Genomic DNA, 16,918 nt, shown 5'->3' on the forward strand with positions numbered 1-16,918 from the left:
CGGCCCATAGGCCCGCGCCGGCAGGCGGTGGGGCCGGGAAAGTCTGCCTGTTCAGAAAAGGGTCATTGAACATGAACGAGCGACCGCTTGCGAGTAAGCGCTACGACTGCACTGAATGGCGGATTTTGGGTCTGCTCAGACTTCGGTCCGTTCTGCCAACTCCAACGCATCCTCCACGTCCACGCCAAGGTAGCGCACCGTGCTGTCTATTTTGGCATGGCCGAGGAGGATTTGAACGGCGCGGAGATTCCCCGTCGCCTTGTAGATGATCGAAGCCTTCGTCCGTCGGAGCGAATGCGTTCCATAATCCTGGGGAGGAAGACCTATGCCGACGACCCACTCATGCACGAGACGCGCGTATTGTCGCGTACTCATATGAGCCATGTAGTCGTTGCGGCTCGGGAAGACGAAGTCGTTCAGGGTACCGCCTCGGCGTTCCAACCACGCACGCATCGTCTTGCGGGCCGTGTCCATCAGCTCGAACTGGACAGGTCGTCTCGTTTTCTGCTGAACGACGACAGCGCGATCGCGCACACGCCCGCCCGAGACCACATCGCCAATCCGCACTTTGACCACGTCACAGCCGCGCAGCTTACTATCGATAGCAAAGTCAAAGAGCGCCCGGTCACGAAGACGTCTGTGTTGATCCAGCCAGAAGCGGATGGCCCAGACCTGCTGCTGCTTCAGAGCCCGCTTGGCTCCGACCAATCGGCCTTCGTTCCAAGGCCGGAGTTCCTGAAAGGCAGGGTCCATCGACGAGTGACCCATCACTCATCTCCATCAACCAACTCTACCAGCCAGGAATAGGCCAGGGAGGTAAATCAGCCGTGAAGAAACAAGGCTGACTAGCCGGCAGGATGCTTGAACGAACAGCGGGAAATCAGAAGGGCAGAGTGCGTCGTGAGGGTCCTTCTGATTTCTCGGAACCGTCCGTGCATCACGGCTGAAGCCAAGTGAATGCGTCGAACTCGCGCCTGAAGTGAACGCGGGCGGCCCTTTCGTAAACCCGCTGTCCTCCCGATCCATTCGTCAGCACGACCAAGGCGACACCGGTATCTAGATCGAGCACGAACAGGTTGGCCACACCATCGTTGGCTCCCCAGTGCCATGCAAACCTGCCGGTTGCCGCCATTTCCAGTCCCCAACCGAGCCCCCATGTGAGGCGGCCTTCTACCCCGATCGTAGGCGTGTTCATGGCAGGGAAGCGTTGAGCGTAACGGAGGAACCGCGCGTAATCGCCTGCCGTCGTCCAAAGCCCCGCCGCCATGTTGGGCGTCATGAAGACCGGTAGCGCAGGCCTGCCCTGGCGCTTTGCCGTTTCCATGCGATCGACTTGCGTCCAGGATTCTACCAAGCTTGACGGCCCGGCCTTCTGCACCAGTCGAAACGCTTCGGGTCCCTTGTCGGTCATCACATCGCCACCAGCGTCGTGAGGCCAAGCCACCGCCGGGCGGTCAGTCACCGGCCAGCCATAGGTGCTGCGGGTCATGCCCGCAGGGATCAGCACGCGTGATCGCACCGTCTCTGCCGCCGTGTGCCTAGTAACGGCTTCCGCAAGACGACCGAGCAGAACATAGCCCTCCCCAGAATAGCGGAACGCGGAACCGGGTTTGAAGCGGCTGAAGAGTTCGCTGCCAGCCTCGGTTCGCCAATTGGGCAAGCCGCTGGAATGGGAGAGCAGATGGCGCGGTGTGATCAGGCGCGTGGTCGGATCGCTGGTGAAGTCCACATGGCGGGCGATCGGCTCGTCGAGATCGATCAACCGCTCCCGTGCAAGATCGTGGATCGCGGCCGCCAGCACTGGCTTGGATAGGGAGGCGGCTTCAAACAAGGTTTCCGGCGTAGCCCGTGTTGCGCCGGCTTTGGCGTACCCCGCAACGCCCGTGGTCAGGCTGTTTCCGCCGAGCATCGCCCAGCTTGCGCCGGGGACGGATGCCAGTGCTATCCATGCCTCGATCGGGAACGGGCGAGGAACTGTCGTTCGTGCGTCGGCGGCCGCGGCGAAAGTCCAGGCTCCGCCGATTGCACCCTGAAGCATCGTTCTGCGAGAAGGTGTGATTGGGCTATCCTCGAAAATGCGGCAGGGCAGGGCGATGCCGACGGGGAAGGTTAAGGGCGCTGAGTGAGAACGGTTGCGGACGGCGCCCCGATGATCGTCAAAGTTGCGCGATCCAACGTTCCAGCGCTGCCGTATCACGCATGTCGCCGGCGTAGGGCCGGATCGGCTTGGCCGGGACGTTGGACCCGCGCTGGCGACCGCGATAGACCTTCATCGGGATGACGGCACGTGCGAAGCCGCTGGGCAGCGCCACCTGACGCACGTCCATGTAAAGCGAGTCCGCACTCGTTTCCTGGCCGACATGGATTCCGCCGAGGCTTGTCCAGAGATCGACGGCATCGAGGCATGCGGACCCGCAGCCCCAATCCGTCAGTACGAAGACACTGCCTTTCAGCTTTGGAGCAGTCTGCTTCGCCGCAGCGGACGCGTCGTCCGTATCGACCTCGCGCCACAGGGCTTCGCCGCGGGCGCGGGCCGCGGTCATGCCTGCCGCGACCCGGTCGGCCCAAAGCTTCGATTCCTGCGACACGTCAGGTGCATCGCGCCACGCGGCGCGATAGCCCTCGAGTGTCGCGATGTTACCGACCGACGCCCGCCAGTCGACGCCTTGCGAATTGGAGGGCAAGGTATTGATCGCGGCGCGTCCCCACAGGATCGCGGCGATCTGCTGCGCCCAATCGGACGACCCCCCGCCGTTGCCGCGCAGGTCGAGCACGATGCGCGGGGCCGCGGAGACGGCACCGATGTTCGCGCGCATCGCGGCGATGATCGGCGGCAGGGCCTTGGCGTCGGCGCTGGAGGGGTCGCCATTGAAGCCGGGCAGTGCATACCAGCGGGTGCCGTCGGCCAGCGTCCGCGCTCCGAAGTCCGGGTGCGCGCGCGGTGCCGTGGCGGCGAAGCGCGCATCGAAGTCCGTATCGGGCAGGTCGCGCCATGCCAGTTGCACCTCGCGCGGCTTGCCATCGACGGTAAAACGACAGCGCGCGGGCCGGGCGATGTACGGGTTGCCCGCGTCGAGGAACAGCCGACCGCCATTGGTCGCGCGCTGGCTGAGCAGGTCCCATCGCCCGCGAAAAGCGCCGACGTTGCGTGCCGCCAGCGGTGCGGCGGCGATCCCGTCGCAGCTATCCAGCCGCGCGCCGAGCGGCAGCGTAGCGTCGTCCGCGCGCGTCATCACCACCTGTCGGCCTGCACCGTCGAAGCCGGTCAGAAATCCGGGCCATTGGATGGGCAGCGCGACCGGCTGCGTCACGTCCAGTGCGACATGCCCGTCGTTGAAGCTGGCGACATAGCCGCGCATCGCCCAGAGATAACCAGGATAGCCCCGCGTCGAGGAGGCGCGCCGCAGAGCCAGCGCCAGTCCGGCATCGTTGCGTTCGATAAACTCCGGGTCGAGCCGATTGACCGGCCCCGGATGATTGGCGGCAATCTGATCGTGATACGCCTGGGCGTCGGCACGCAGCGTCGCCGCCCAATCGCGCGGAGCATCGGCCGCGCCGACCAGCATGACGGAGGCAGCCGCCACGAGCATCGCATATCGGTGCATCACCAAATCCCCTGTCCGTTAAACCCATAAGGCGAATGTCGCCGGGCGCTATTCACGATATCTCGCTCGCTGGCGGATCAGCATCCTGTCGGCCGCGCATTCAGTATCGCCGGCACCGACACGATCGTGATGTCGGTCATCATTTGCAGATACGCTTCGATGAAGGCCTTGTGCGCGGCACCGACGATCAGCAGCGCCTTGCCGCCGGGGATCGCCGCGGTGACCTCTCGCACCGTCGTGGCCATGTGCAGGTTCTGCGCCTCCCACGCAGCCACGCGCTGGCGGCCAAGGGCGGCCAGCTTTGAGCTTTGCTGGAGTGACAGCCATTGCGCCTGTGCGTCCGCCGCAGCGAATGCCGGCGAATTGAGCGTGCGGAATACCGGCAGGATTCGGTCTGGCGCGTCGAGCGCCAGCGCCTTGCTGCCGAATGGGGCGAGGGAAGGCGTCGCCTTGTCGAGTTGCGCGATGATGTCGGGCGATGCCTTCACCGCCGCGCTGAACGCCGCATTGTCCGGCAGCGCGACATCGGCGAGGTGATCGCCAGCCCCATACACGCGCGGCCGCCCCAGCCGCACGGCAAGGGCGACGGCCATCGACACGATCTCGCCGCGCCCGACGCCGAAGCGTTCGATCCTCGTTTTCATCGTCTCGCTGACACCGTCGCCGGCGATCCGCTCGGTAGGGTCGAGTTGCAGCCATTGCGTCGCGGCGGAGAAGGGTTCACCCGCCGCCAGGAGCAGGGCGGCAAGGCGGCGGCGATCTGCCGCGGTCGGGCTTGGTCGCGCGATCAGCGCGTTCGCCTGCGCCATCGCATGCGCACCGGTGATCCCCAGCGTCGCCTGCGCGTCCCTGGCGATCGACAGCGTCGGCCCGGCCCATTTGCCCGCATCCCCGCGCACCGCCTTATAGGCGTCGATCGCGGCGAGCTGCTCGCCCGACATCGCCTCGGTCAGGATCACGTCGGGCGCATAGGCACGCAGGCGACACATCACAGGTTCCAGCCACGCTGGATCGAACGCCTTGGGTGCATTGTCGAGATGGGACACGGCGAACACCATGACCTGCGTCGCCGGCGCAATCAGATGCGCTCTGGCGCGCGCCGGATCGAACGCCTGCCGGGCGGACACCGGCGGGGTGAGCGTCAGCGCCATGGCGAGGCAAGTCATCCATCCCCCACGCCTCGTCATGCGGAGTTGCCGGGTCGGGCTGAGCGCCGGTTCAGTTCGGCGAGAGCGGCGGCTAGGATATCGGCCCCGCCTTCGACTGAAACGTCGGGCTCCAGCAACCAGCGCGGCCGATCCTGCACGTCGTACACCGGCTCGGCGGAATATTGCAGTTCCACTCCCGTCCGGTCGAGCCGCAGCGGGAACACCGCCGCGCCGACCCGCATCATCGGCGTACCCACGATCACGGCACGACCAATCCCGCGCATACCCATCGGAAACCCTTCCGCCATGCTCGCGCTCCAGCGGGTGGTCAGCACCGCGACCGGCTGGCGGTAGGTGAACGGACCGCGCGGTTCGACCGTTTCGATCCATGGTGCACCAAGCCCGGCGCCAGAGCGGCGTCGCATGCGTGCATAAGCCTTGGGTTCGGTGATGAAGCGCCCCATGATCGGCCGCGCCACCGCTGTATCGCCGCCTCCGTTTTCCCGCACGTCGATGATGAGACCTGTGGTATCCCTGAAGCGGAGCAGCGCAGCATCGACTGCGGCAACGACCGCATCGTCGGCGAAGCTGCGGATGACGATCGATCCGATGTTACCCGCGAGCAGCCGGCTTTCGACGTTCGGCTGTTTCACCGGTGTCTTGACCGGCACAAGCACCTCTCGACGCCGTCCGTCTGGTGATCGTAACGACAGCGTGCGCGGCTGGCCGCGGTGGCCCGAGACGGCGACATTGCAGGCATAGGCATGCGCGGCGGGATCGGGCCGTGACAGGCAGCGAGGCATGGCGCTTTTGACGATCGTGCCGAGCGGGCGCGCGTCGATCGCCACCACCGCGTCGCCGACGCGGACACCGGCGTCGGCAGCGGCCGAACTCGCCCGCACACTGGTGATGATTGCCGTGCCGTCCGGCAACGGTTCTACCCACAAGTCGAAATAGGGTCCGCGAACCGCGTCCGCGGGCGGGTCGCTCATATGCGTATGGGCGTCGTACAACTCTCCCAGAACTGCGGCGACCACCGCCGCGAAGGCGTCGCGGGATTGCGCTGCAACTGCGGTCGGTCGATATCGTCGGCGCACCGCGTTCCAGTCCGTCGTCTTCTCTCCGAAGAAGCAATAGCGCTCCCCCAGCGTCCGCCAGAGTTCGTCGAAATCCTCGGCAAATGTGACGTCGTGCGGTGGCTCCTGCGCCCAAATCGATGCGCAAGGCATTCCCGCGACACCCACTAGGCCGACGCCGGCCGCCATCAGAGATCGACGGGTCGAAAGATACTGCATGGCGATGGGCTTTCGAGAGGCGTAATGCGAAGCGGTTCGGGTCGATGCGGATGGAGGGGCGTTCATTTCGCCATGCTCGCGACGAGCATCTTGAGATGGGCTATCGCATGGTCGTTGCCGCCGTCTATGCTCAGCGACCGACGATAGGCGGTAATGGCGTCGGCCGGCTCCCGGCGTGCTTCATACGCTTCCCCCAAACTGTCCCACGTGTTCGCGCTGGTCGGATGCAGGCGGGTGTTGAGCAGGAAGACCCGCAGCGCGTCGTCCTGCATCCCTGCGCCGAGCAGGCGACCGCCCCAGTCGTTCAGTTCGGCTTCGCTTGCAACGAAGCTGGCGTCTGAGCGGCGAAGCTTGGCATAGAGCGTCTCGGGTGCGCTATCGGGCGCGGCAGCCAGCGCGAGGCGAAGCCGATCGGCCGCCGGAGACAAGCCGCCGCCATTCACCAGGCGCAGCTCGGGATAAAAGACGCCGGCGATCTCACCGATGAACTCCTCGGGATTTGCGCCGGCAAGGTTGGTCAGGACGACGATCGCGAGATCATCTTTGGGATAGACGAAGAACGCCGATCGGCGCCCGCCGATGCCCGTTGCAACCGGATGGCGAAGGTCGGGGCGGAGCGGCCAGCCCATACCCCACTGCGTCGGCTTGCCATCGGCATACCGGTCGGGCGTCCACATCGCGGTAAGGGCGGCACGATTCAGCAACGTACCGTCCTGCAACCCGATCAGCCATCGTGCGACATCAACCGCTGAACCGTTCAGGCCACCGGCAGTGCGCATAAAGGGTGCGAACTCATCGAAAGCATGTTCGAGCGGGACATCCTTCGTCGACCCGTCGATCGCGCCGTTGGCGTAGCGGTAGATCCTGACACGTCCGGGGATCACGTCTCGGGTTTCGCCAAACGCGAACCGGGATGCGCCGACCGGATCGAACTCACGCGTTTTCATGTACTGCGTAAACGGCGTGCCCGAGAGCTTGTCGATGATCTTGCCGAGCAGCACATAATTGGTCTGGTTGTAGCGGAAACGGGCACCCGGCGCGGCCTCAACCAGCCTTGTCTTGACCGTCGCCCAAGCAGAGGTTTCATCACCGTTGCCGATCAGGTTGCCGGTGCCCTGGCCCTTGGGCTGTTCCAGAACATCCGGCAGACCGGACACATGGGTCAGCAGCTGACGAACGGACACCATACCCCATTGGGAAGGCCAGTCGTCGACGTACGCCGACGCCGGTGCGTCCAGCGACAGTTTGCCGGCTTGCACCAATTGCATGATGGCGACCCCCGTGAAGGACTTGGTCGACGAGTTCAGCGTGAACAGACTGTCCCGTGTCACCGGAGCACTCGTTTCTTCATCGGCTGTGCCATAGGCGCCATCGAAGACGATCCGTCCCCGGCGCACGATCGCGATCTGAAGGCCTGGGATGCGGCGTCGCTTCATTTCGCCGGTGACCAATGCTTCAACGGCATTTCTTTGCGCTGACGGCAGGCCCGCATCGACCCGCGCTGCTAGGGCGTCGGTCGCCCCTTTCACGGCAGCGTTTACCGTCGGAGCGGGGGTCGCCGATGCTGCCGCTGCGATGCCCGCGCAGGCTAGTAGCGCAACCCAGCACATGTTCGATCGATTGCCCATCACCGGTACCCCTCACAAGATCAGGCTATCGACCACAGTTGTAGTCATCGGGTCAAGTGGGCATGGGTGCCGTGAATCTTCCGCGTCGCTCGCCTGTCGGGAACTTGCGGTATGGGTAGGCCGGGCATCGCCGTCGCCGCTCGCGCGGCAGCACATCAAAGACGTCAGCTTGCGGATGGGGCAGGTGGGTTCCAAGCCGCCGCGCCAGCCGGGCCATAGCGCAACAGTGATGGGCGCAGGAAGGAGCCTCCTCCTCAATCGTTACTGCGACGGCCGAGCCTGTACGGTCACGACCGCGCTGCAAGTGGTCGCCAACGCCATCTATGTGTCGTTGGGAAAGGCGGGGGGGCATATGTCTTCGCCTCAGCCGTCGCGGCGAAGGCCCAGACGCCGCCAACCGCGCCCTGAAGCATTGTTCCACCAGAACGTTTGATGGAAATATCTTCGATGCCGCAGGGCAGGCTACGCTACGCCTATGATTGTGTACCAGTATCGACCGCGGGGTGCGGGGTTATTGACGGCTCTGCGCCAGCCCGTTGTGCCAGTCTGCCTCTAAAGCCGCAACCGTCACCGGCAAAAGCGGACCGTCCGCTGACCTTCCCCTTCACGACGTCCATGCCGGAAAATCAGACCTAGATAGCGGTCAACGCAGAGATGAATGAGTGTCTGAAGTTGGGAATCAGGAAAGGGCGCGCGAATGGCCGGGATTGGGTCGTTGCTGACCGTTGGAACTTTTTAGTTAGAGGCTGCTTGCGGTCTAGCCCGCGCAGTAACGATCTGATCAGCTACCGCCTGAACGGCTCGCATGCGACGCCGTCGCCATCACCGTCCATGTGAGGGCCATAGCCTGGTTGCCCGCGCCGCAACGGAGTGGCGCCAGCTCGGCGAGCCTCGCCACAGTTGCGATAGCTCCAGCCTGCCCCGGTTGTTGGTGGCGCCGGGCGAGCGGCGCGGGAACTCGTCCGACGGGGTGAAGCAGGACCACTTGTCAGTTGCTTGGTGGCGCCACACCCAAACCCGATCTCGCCGAGCAGGTCCCAGTCAGAACGGTAAATTGCATGCCCGCGAGCAAGCTGTGCGCAGGACAAATCCACGCCGTTGACCCGCACCCGAGCCAGTGTGCGATCGTAGTGATCGTAACCTTGGCGGTCGATTTCCGCCGTTCCACGGGATGCAGCCGCCAGAGCCTCCTTTGACGCTATCGGGTCTCCGGGAGCGCAACTCCGCTCTTTTTGGCAGTGGCCGGGCAGTTCGGGCGCATCGATGCCGATTAGGCGAATGCGTTCCTCACCACAGCGTAAGGTATCGCCGTCAACGGCGATCAGGGTGCAGGCGAGCGCAAGGAGCAACATAGGGGCCTAATTTCGCATGTCGGCCTTAACGAGATGTATCAATCCGCCGGCCAAGCCAGGTAACTGCGTCAGGAGGCATTGGATGGTTCGTCCCGGGCGGCAGGAAAAAGGTCGGTGTCGCGTGCTATTCGGCGGCGCCCGGCCGGGTCATTGTCCACGTGAATGGACGTCTGATTTCGGGGGGAGCCGACGCGCGGCTTAATGTCTGAAGATGGGTCAACAGGTCCCCAGTTGGGAAAGCCGGCCCAAGCAGAAACCTGTTCACTCCTCAAGGGCTGAGCGACAAAGTAGAGCCTCGGCTGCCGCGTTGGCGACGGCAAGCAGTCTTGGTTCGTCCCATCCCTCTCGCGCTGCAGCCGATAGGCCGAGCATTGTCGTAGCAACGTAATCTGCGACACGTCCGGGAGCTTTAATTCCCGCATCGTCCAGAAATTCCGCCACCCTGCTGCGATTTTCTCCCGCAATTTGTTTGGCTGCGATGCCCCAATCCGTTGTGCCCGCTTTTGCGTGTTCAAGGATCAGGCAACCACGCCGCTGCGGACTAGTGGTATAAGCGTGCGCCGCAGCTCGCAGCATGTCGCCAAGCGCCGCCATCGGCGCTGCACCCGGCATCAGGAAGCGGTCCAGCGGCACCACGGTGGCCGAGTAGAGCCTTAGGCTCTCTTTGAAGAATGCGGCCTTGCTGCCGAACGCTGCATAGAAGCTCGGCGGAGTAATCCCGATCGCCTCGGTCAGCGCCGCCACGCTGACGTTTTCATATCCATGCTCGTGAAACAGGTGCTGCCCGGCTTCGACCGCAGCTTCAAGCGCGAATCCCCGGGGCCGCCCCCGTGGCCGCTTATTTTCGTTAATGGTCATTACACAACCCGCTTGCCTGTGTCAGTCATATTTGTATAGCGACCATTCATAGAAATGACCATGCCTCAGGTTCGTCACGGCGCAGAGGTGGTATCAACGATGCACAAGGACAGTTATGCCTCCATCCTCCAACAGACGCCGCGTTGAAGCGAGCGTAGCTCCACGCTCCAAACTCCCGATCGCGGCCCTTGCCGGCCTCGCCGCCAGTGGCTTCCTGTGCATCGTTACCGAGACGCTGCCCGCTGGCCTACTCCCGCAGATCGCATCCGGCCTGCGAATCTCCGAGGCGATCGCGGGACAACTCGTTGCCGTCTATGCGCTTGGGTCCTTGCTCGCAGCGATCCCGCTCACGAGCCTGACCCAGGGCCTTCGCAGACGACCGGTACTGCTTGCCACCATCATCTGCTTCGTTGTGGGCAACACGCTGACCGCTTGGGCCGGATCGATCACGGTCGTGCTGGTCGCGCGGTTCGTCGCCGGGTGCGCGGCGGGTCTCGCCTGGGGAATCCTTGCGGGTTACGCGCGCAGCATCGTGCGTGCCGATCAGACCGGCCCGGCAATGGCCCTCGCCATGGTCGGCGTGCCGCTGGCGCTGTCACTGGGTGTTCCCATAGGCACCTTCCTGGGCGGTTTGGTTGGGTGGCGCGGATCGTTCCTGATCCTCTCGGCACTGAGTGTCGTGCTGATCGGCTGGATTATCTTCAAGGTGCCCGATGCCCCCGGGCGGACGGGTGACGATCGTCCTTCCCTGCGCCGCGTCGTCGCGGCACCGGGTATCATACCGATCCTGCTCGTCATCCTTGCCTGGATGACGGGCCACAACATCCTCTACACCTACATCGCGCCGTTCGCGACCGCTGCGTCCGTGCGGGTCGATCTCGTCCTGCTGGCGTTCGGCATCAGCTCGCTCGTCGGCATCTGGATCGTCGGGCGACTAGTCGATCGGATGCTGCGCATGCTGGTATTGCTCGCGATCGGATCCTTTGCCGCCGTCGCTGTTTTCCTGTCGCTCACCGGCGGCCAGGGCCTTGCCATCTATGCAGCAGCCGTTGTCTGGGGTCTTGGCTTCGGTGGTGCCGGGGCGATGATGCAGACGGCGTCGGCGGACGCAGCCGGTGATGGCGTTGATCTGGCGCAGGCGATGGTGACAACGGCCTGGAACCTGGCGATTGCGGCCGGTGGGTCGCTTGGCGGGGTGCTCCTCACGACGGGAGGGACCACGCTGCTGCCGCCCGCTGTCGCCGCGCTGGCCGTGGCCGCCTTCCTCATCGCACTGGCCGCACGCCGCTTCGCCTTCCCACCCGGTCATCGAACACCGTTGATCACAGACCCGACGATAAGCTCAACATCCCATCCTTTTTTGAGAAAGGCCGCAGCGCCTGACGACGTCCGCTAACGCCATCTGCTTTCCTAATAGCGGAGCGGCCGCTTCCCAGCAGATCACGACGTTCGTTAGTGGATGTCCAGGGTGGCAAGCTGGTCGTTCGCGACGATGAACGAGCGTCCGAAGTTGGGGAGCGGGAAGGGCGGGCTGAATGTCCACTTGTGGGTCTTAGCGATTCACCATAGCGCCCATCCCAAACCATGTGTCGTCCAGTGCGAGCTTCACGAGCAAAGCCATGGAGTCAGCTGCTCCATCCGGATTGCCGGCAGCGATGGCATCGAAGACGTTCTGGTGGTCGGGCAGGGGGTCTCTGAGCAAGGCGCGATCACGCTGTTTGAAGCGGGTGGTCCACTCGACCCCTGCAGCGATACTCGAGCTCAAGGCGACCATCGCGTCGTTTTGTGACGCCGCTAAGATTGCTTCATGGAACTTCCTATCAGCTTCCTGACCAGCTTCGGTAGCTAAAGTCTCGCGGTGCATGACGGCTAAAGCGGCCTCCATCACACGTAGGTCGTTCCGGTCTCGCCGCTCTGCGGCTAGACGTGCGGCGAAAGGCTCGATGACAGAGCGTAGTTCAAACAGGCTTCTTAGCAACCGCATGTCTGGAGTACCCGCGAACGCCCAAGCCAGGACGTCAGGATCAAGCATGTTCCACCGGGAGCGGGGCAGTACACGTGTGCCGGACTTGGGCCGACTCTCGACGAGGCCCTTCGCAATCAGGACCTGCACTGCCTCTCTATAGGCACCGCGTGACACGCCCAGAGATTCAGCAAAAACAATCTCTCCCGGAAGGACGTCACCGGGCGGATATTCTCCAGACAGCACTGCACGACCTAAAGTTTGAACGACAGCGCCGCGCAATCTCCTCCCGGTAGGGGAGGTGATTGGGTCAGCGTTGTCACTACCGGTCATCACTCCCTGCTCGGGCATTCGCGCCTTCTAGTTGGATTAGATCAATCAGACGGCCAACGTAGCGGCCTATGGCTGTCGTGCAATCTCGTCTTAACTCAGCCGCAGCAAAGCTGATCCGTGGGGAGGAAGCGTGCGGGCAACGCGACTGGAGGCTGTGCCCACAGCTGTGCCGGCCCAAAGATCGCGTACCGATACCGCTCGCGACAGGCCGAGCCAGCGCAGGTCGATCCCGACTTCCTTCGGTTTGTCGCTGGTGTTGAACAGCGCGAGGTATCGGTCCTGTGACCCCTCTGGGCGCGCCGACCAGATGCGCGCGCCATCCTCGACGAAATGCGGCTGGTTGTCGGTGGACGACTGGTTCACCGCCAGCACCTCGCGGTTCGTCAGCAAGGCGAGCGTCGGCGCGTCGAGGTGGCGAAGGTCGCCGCCCATGATGAGCGGCGAACGCGCGATCGACCACAGGGTCATCAAGGTGCGCTGCTCGTCAGGCGTGAATTTGGTGGCGCGCTTGCCGAGCGCGAGCAGTCCCAGCGGCAGCATGTCGGCGTCCGGCCATGCGCCGGGGCGCCGCCACGGGTTCCAGTTCTCCAGTCGTGTAAATTGCGCCTCCAGCATCGACCACTCGTCCCAGAAGTCGTCGGAGATGCGCCACATCTGGGCATGCTCGCTCACATGGCCGCCGCGGATCACCGGCGTCTCGCCCGGCGACAGGCTGAGCATCATCGGCCGGCGGCTGTTGACGATCGCGATGTGGGCGCCCTCGATCTCCGGCGCATGCGCGTCATACGGGCGGCTCATGTCGTCCATCTTCACGAAGTCGACGCCCCATGAAGCGTAGAGCGCGAAGACGCTGTCGTAATACGCCTGCGCGCCCGGCTTGCGCATGTCGACGCCGTACATGTCCGGGTTCCACGAGCAGATGCTCGACGTGTCGGCGATATCGGCGGCGTGGTATTTGGTGCCGAGGACGGGCAGGTTGCGCTTCACCGCCAGCCGCGGGATGCCGCGCATCAGGTGGATGCCGAACTTCATGCCCATCGCGTGCACGTCGGCCGCCAGCTTGGTGAAGCCGGAGCCGTCTGCACTCGACGGAAAGCGGTTAGGCGCGGGTATCAGGCGACCATAGCCATCCATCGCCGGCACCGGTTCTGCATTATATTCGTAGCTGGAGGCTTTGGGCTCGTACCACTGGATGTCGACGGTGAAGACGTCGTAGCCGAACGGCAGCAGCTTATCGCGCATGATCGCGGCGGTTTCGCGGGCCTGCGCCTCGGTGATCGTCGTTGCAAAGCTGTTCCAGCTGTTCCAGCCCATTGGCGGTTTGGCCGCCAAAAGCGCGGATTGCTCATTTTGCTGAACGCCCGCTCGAACAGTCTTCGACGCCAGAACGGTGCTGGTAAGCGCGACGCCGGCAAGCGCCTGCCGCCTGTTGATTCCTGTCATGGATATATCCTCTCGCCTGAACGCCCCGGCTTTGACCGACGTCGTTGATCGGACAAACTACTCAGCATCAAGCTGAGGCGCAAATCTATAAAATGCAGCGATTTTAGAGAGATAAGGGAAAACACGCTTGTCATGCTAAACTAGTTGCCCACTTGTACTCCTACATGTACGAATGCCGCATCGGACTTGCTGTCTACAAGCGGCCGGAAACAGGGAGTGGATTCATGAAGGCAGTTTTGCTGTGCGGTATGGCGTGGTGCGCCTGTGTTGCGACGCCGGCCTTTGGTCAGTCCAACGCAAATTCAGTAAGCGCGACAGGCACTCCTCAGGCCGATACACCTGCTGAGCCTCAAGGGCCCTCTGAGGACGTTGCATCCGATCAGGACATCGTCGTAACCGGCATCCGCAGCAGCCTCCGTTCATCGGTCGCTACCAAGCGTAACGCCGACAACATCGTTGACTCCATCTCGGCAGAAGACACCGGTAAGTTCCCTGATAATAACGTAGCCGAGTCTCTTCAGCGCATCACCGGCGTCGCGATCGACCGGTCGGGCGGCGAGGGGCAGTTCATTACGGTTCGTGGCCTGGGGCCGGAATTTAACACTGTGCTGGTCAATGGGCGCATCATGGCGACCGACAATGACGGCCGTGAGTTTTCGTTCGACGTGCTGTCGTCCAACATGATCCAGCGCACCGATGTTTATAAGTCGGCTTTGCCGCAGTTGCAGGAAGGCGGCATCGGCGCCACGGTGAATGTCGTCACCGCACGGCCGCTAGATGGAAAAGCTGGCTTCCACCTCTCCGCAGCGGCGGGCGGCATCTACGACACATTAGCGAAGAAAGTCAGCCCGGACTTCTCCGCAGTCGGGTCATGGACGAACCCTGACAAGACGTTCGGCGTGGTACTGTCCGGGTCTTACACCGACCGCAAGAGCCAGAACGACTTCGTCAACATCGGCGGCTGGATCCTCGGACCAGAGGGCCTCATCAATGCCCCGGCGACAGCAAGCGGCCTAACCGCGGGGGCGTTGACCACCAGCGGCGATATCCACACTCCACGTGATCTGAACTTTAATCGCGAGTCCAATCGGCGGAAACGGATCAATCTCTCCGGTGCCATCCAGTCACAAGTGACTGACGACATTCTCCTGACGGTCGACGGCTTGTACTCGAAATTCGACGTGTCGCAGGACATCCGGCGCTTCGGCCTCTTCTTCACGCCGCGTTTCATTGATTTGAGCACTGACGCTAATGGCACCGTGACCGGCTTCAACAGGCCGGGGTCGCAGTTCCTGGCTGCTAACCCGGCACTGACGGCGGCGTCGCTTGCTGATCAGCGAGTCACCCTCTCGCAGAACGATAACATCGTTTACACGTATCAACGTAAGACAGAGAATTTCCAGATCGGCACCAATCTGGCGATGGACGTTACGGACCGCTTTAAGCTGAAGTTCGACGTGTCCGCGACCCGAGCAACTCGTGAGCAACCGCATCAGTTTGTTGTGGTCGGAACATTGGCTCAGACATCACCCCGCTTCGATCTAACCCCTGAGAATGACATTCCGACCGCATCCAACCTCGGGCCGATAACCGACGCCAACATTCTTCGAGCTCACTATGCCCTAAACCAGCTCATCAGCGTTCGCGATCAGGGCGTCGAGACGCATGTCGATGGCGAGTGGAAGGCAGAGGCCGGCATCTTCAAATCGATCATGGCCGGCGGGGCGTACAATCAGCGACGCAAGACGCGAACGTTGGCTGACAACTCGGACAGCGTCTGCACGTACTGCGGGTATGAGGTCAGCATCCCCGCAAATCTGGTGACGCCTTACGAACTGGACGGCTATCTCAGCAAGGCGTCCGGCCGCGATCTGATCCCGCGCAACTTCTTCACGTTTAATCCTGCAGACATTTTCTCCTACATCTCACAACCGTCGATCCTTGCGACGCCGCGACAGGGCAGGACGGCTGCCGAACAGGCCGCAGAGGCGGCGCGAGTGCAGGCGCTGCCGGGGGGCCCGTACGGGCTTCGTGATCGCCCGGGGCAGCGCCTCGACGTCGAAGAGCGAGTGTTTGCCGGTTACCTGAATGCAAACTTTGGCGGCGACAATTGGTCCGGCAACGTAGGTGCGCGGCTTGTCAACACGCGCGTTACATCGCGTGGCTTCGGGCAGCCCATCGTCAGCATCACCGTCAATCCTGGTGACGACAACCTGAACTTCAATTTCGGGCCGGCGCAGGCGATTACGATTAAGAATGACTACACCGACATCCTACCGTCAGCGAATATCAAGTATGAGCTGACGCAGAATATGTTCCTCCGGGGGGCGGTGTCCAAGACAGTCACAAGGCCTACGCTGACGTCACTTGGCACGGATAACAGCTATGGCGGTAGGATTACAAACGCGACCTCTGGTGGCGGTAATCCGAACCTCCAGCCATTCGAATCGATCAACTACGATCTTTCTTACGAGTACTACCTCAGCGATGTGAGCTATGTGAGCATCGCGGGCTTCTATAAGGACTTTTCCAACTTCCTCGAAAGCCAGACACTGCCCGTGCAGACCGCTGGCTTCACCTTTTTTGACACGCGCACGCGAAACGGCCAATCAGGCTCCATCGCCGGCGTCGAGATCGGTGGACAATACACGCTTGATAAGCTGCCCGGCTTTCTTTCGGGGTTCGGCGTTGCGGGTAACTACACCTATGTCACAAGCAAAGTCGAACGTGGTGAAGGCACCTCCACTAACGATTGTGGATATAATGGTCTCTCGCCACACTCCGCGAATGGCAGCATCTTCTACGAGAAGTTCGGAATTCAGGCGCGCGGATCATACAACTGGCGTTCATCGTTTCAGCGAGCTTGCTTCGGCGCAGCATCACGGCCTGAAAACCGAGAGGCCTATGGTCAGTTTGACGCGAGCATTGCCTATGACATCGACGAGCGTTTCCAAGTTTATGTCCAAGGCGTGAACATCACTAACCAGTATGTTCGTGACTACTCGGTTCGGGAGGAGCGTCTCCTCCTGTTGCAAAACACCGGGGCTCGATATCTGTTCGGTGCGCGCGCACGCTTCTAAGCTGATCCATATAATACCTCGCTGGTGATCCAGCGAGGTATCCATACTGAGCTATGAGCCTCCTACGGACGCATGGGTGCAGGACTGAATACGATCATCGAACGAATGCAATCGTGGTGACGTGTTCCCCAAAGCTCTACCAGTCATAACTGGAGTCCGGGGTTAGTATGGTGCCCCTCGGGGCGGTGTTGCACAACCCGCCTGGCAGCATCG

General features: G+C 62.6%; 12 protein-coding genes. 2 read left to right on the forward strand and 10 right to left on the reverse strand.

Translation table 11 applies throughout. The annotated features are described in order from the left end of the window. Positions 1 to 135 precede the first annotated feature (135 nt). The 8 genes from ASG07_RS05065 to ASG07_RS16845 all read right to left on the reverse strand — a co-directional run bounded on the left by ASG07_RS05065 (position 136) and on the right by ASG07_RS16845 (position 9,886). Positions 136 to 768 carry a tyrosine-type recombinase/integrase gene (locus tag ASG07_RS05065; protein ID WP_055843208.1) on the reverse strand — a complete coding sequence of 211 codons (633 nt, stop codon included), beginning with the start codon at positions 766 to 768 and terminating at the stop codon, positions 136 to 138. Between the two features lie 169 nt (positions 769 to 937). Beyond that, entirely contained in the window at positions 938 to 2,038 is a 1,101-nt protein-coding gene (locus ASG07_RS16830) for a serine hydrolase domain-containing protein (RefSeq protein ID WP_082474547.1), read from the reverse strand. 118 nt (positions 2,039 to 2,156) lie between these two features. Then, positions 2,157 to 3,605, reverse strand: coding sequence for a S41 family peptidase (locus ASG07_RS05080; RefSeq protein ID WP_236694562.1), 1,449 nt, complete (start codon positions 3,603 to 3,605; stop codon positions 2,157 to 2,159). Positions 3,606 to 3,682: 77 nt separating this feature from the next. Further along, positions 3,683 to 4,771, reverse strand: coding sequence for a DUF5694 domain-containing protein (locus ASG07_RS05085; RefSeq protein WP_168377308.1), 1,089 nt, complete (start codon positions 4,769 to 4,771; stop codon positions 3,683 to 3,685). 17 nt (positions 4,772 to 4,788) lie between these two features. Continuing rightward, positions 4,789 to 6,018, reverse strand: coding sequence for a S41 family peptidase (locus tag ASG07_RS05090; RefSeq protein ID WP_236694563.1), 1,230 nt, complete (start codon positions 6,016 to 6,018; stop codon positions 4,789 to 4,791). Between the two features lie 92 nt (positions 6,019 to 6,110). Then, positions 6,111 to 7,676, reverse strand: coding sequence for a serine hydrolase domain-containing protein (locus ASG07_RS05095; RefSeq protein ID WP_082474549.1), 1,566 nt, complete (start codon positions 7,674 to 7,676; stop codon positions 6,111 to 6,113). Positions 7,677 to 8,461: 785 nt separating this feature from the next. Next, on the reverse strand, positions 8,462 to 9,028 hold the full coding sequence (locus ASG07_RS17780) for a thermonuclease family protein (protein WP_236694564.1): 567 nt from the start codon (positions 9,026 to 9,028) through the stop codon (positions 8,462 to 8,464). 261 nt (positions 9,029 to 9,289) lie between these two features. Then, the gene (locus ASG07_RS16845) at positions 9,290 to 9,886 is read right to left on the reverse strand and encodes a TetR/AcrR family transcriptional regulator (protein WP_082474551.1); all 597 of its coding nucleotides are present in this window, start codon (positions 9,884 to 9,886) and stop codon (positions 9,290 to 9,292) included. 115 nt (positions 9,887 to 10,001) lie between these two features. On the opposite strand from ASG07_RS16845, the gene ASG07_RS05100 reads away from it, so the two are divergent. Next, positions 10,002 to 11,282, forward strand: a complete 1,281-nt coding sequence (locus ASG07_RS05100) for an MFS transporter (RefSeq protein ID WP_055843216.1) — start codon at positions 10,002 to 10,004, stop codon at positions 11,280 to 11,282. A 156-nt stretch (positions 11,283 to 11,438) separates the two neighbouring features. Here the strand turns inward: ASG07_RS05100 and ASG07_RS05105 are convergent, their stop codons facing one another. Both ASG07_RS05105 and ASG07_RS05110 read right to left on the reverse strand, forming a co-directional pair. After that, a complete protein-coding gene (locus tag ASG07_RS05105; protein ID WP_055843226.1) occupies positions 11,439 to 12,182 on the reverse strand; it encodes a FadR/GntR family transcriptional regulator in 744 nt (247 codons plus the stop codon). A 90-nt stretch (positions 12,183 to 12,272) separates the two neighbouring features. Next, on the reverse strand, positions 12,273 to 13,625 hold the full coding sequence (locus tag ASG07_RS05110) for a glycoside hydrolase family 27 protein (RefSeq protein ID WP_055843218.1): 1,353 nt from the start codon (positions 13,623 to 13,625) through the stop codon (positions 12,273 to 12,275). A gap of 224 nt (positions 13,626 to 13,849) precedes the next feature. Here ASG07_RS05110 and ASG07_RS05115 point away from each other — a divergent pair, with 224 nt between their 5' ends. Further along, positions 13,850 to 16,705, forward strand: coding sequence for a TonB-dependent receptor (locus ASG07_RS05115; protein WP_168377309.1), 2,856 nt, complete (start codon positions 13,850 to 13,852; stop codon positions 16,703 to 16,705). Positions 16,706 to 16,918: the final 213 nt, after the last annotated feature.

Source organism: Sphingomonas sp. Leaf343, from assembly GCF_001423765.1.
Lineage (GTDB): Bacteria > Pseudomonadota > Alphaproteobacteria > Sphingomonadales > Sphingomonadaceae > Sphingomonas.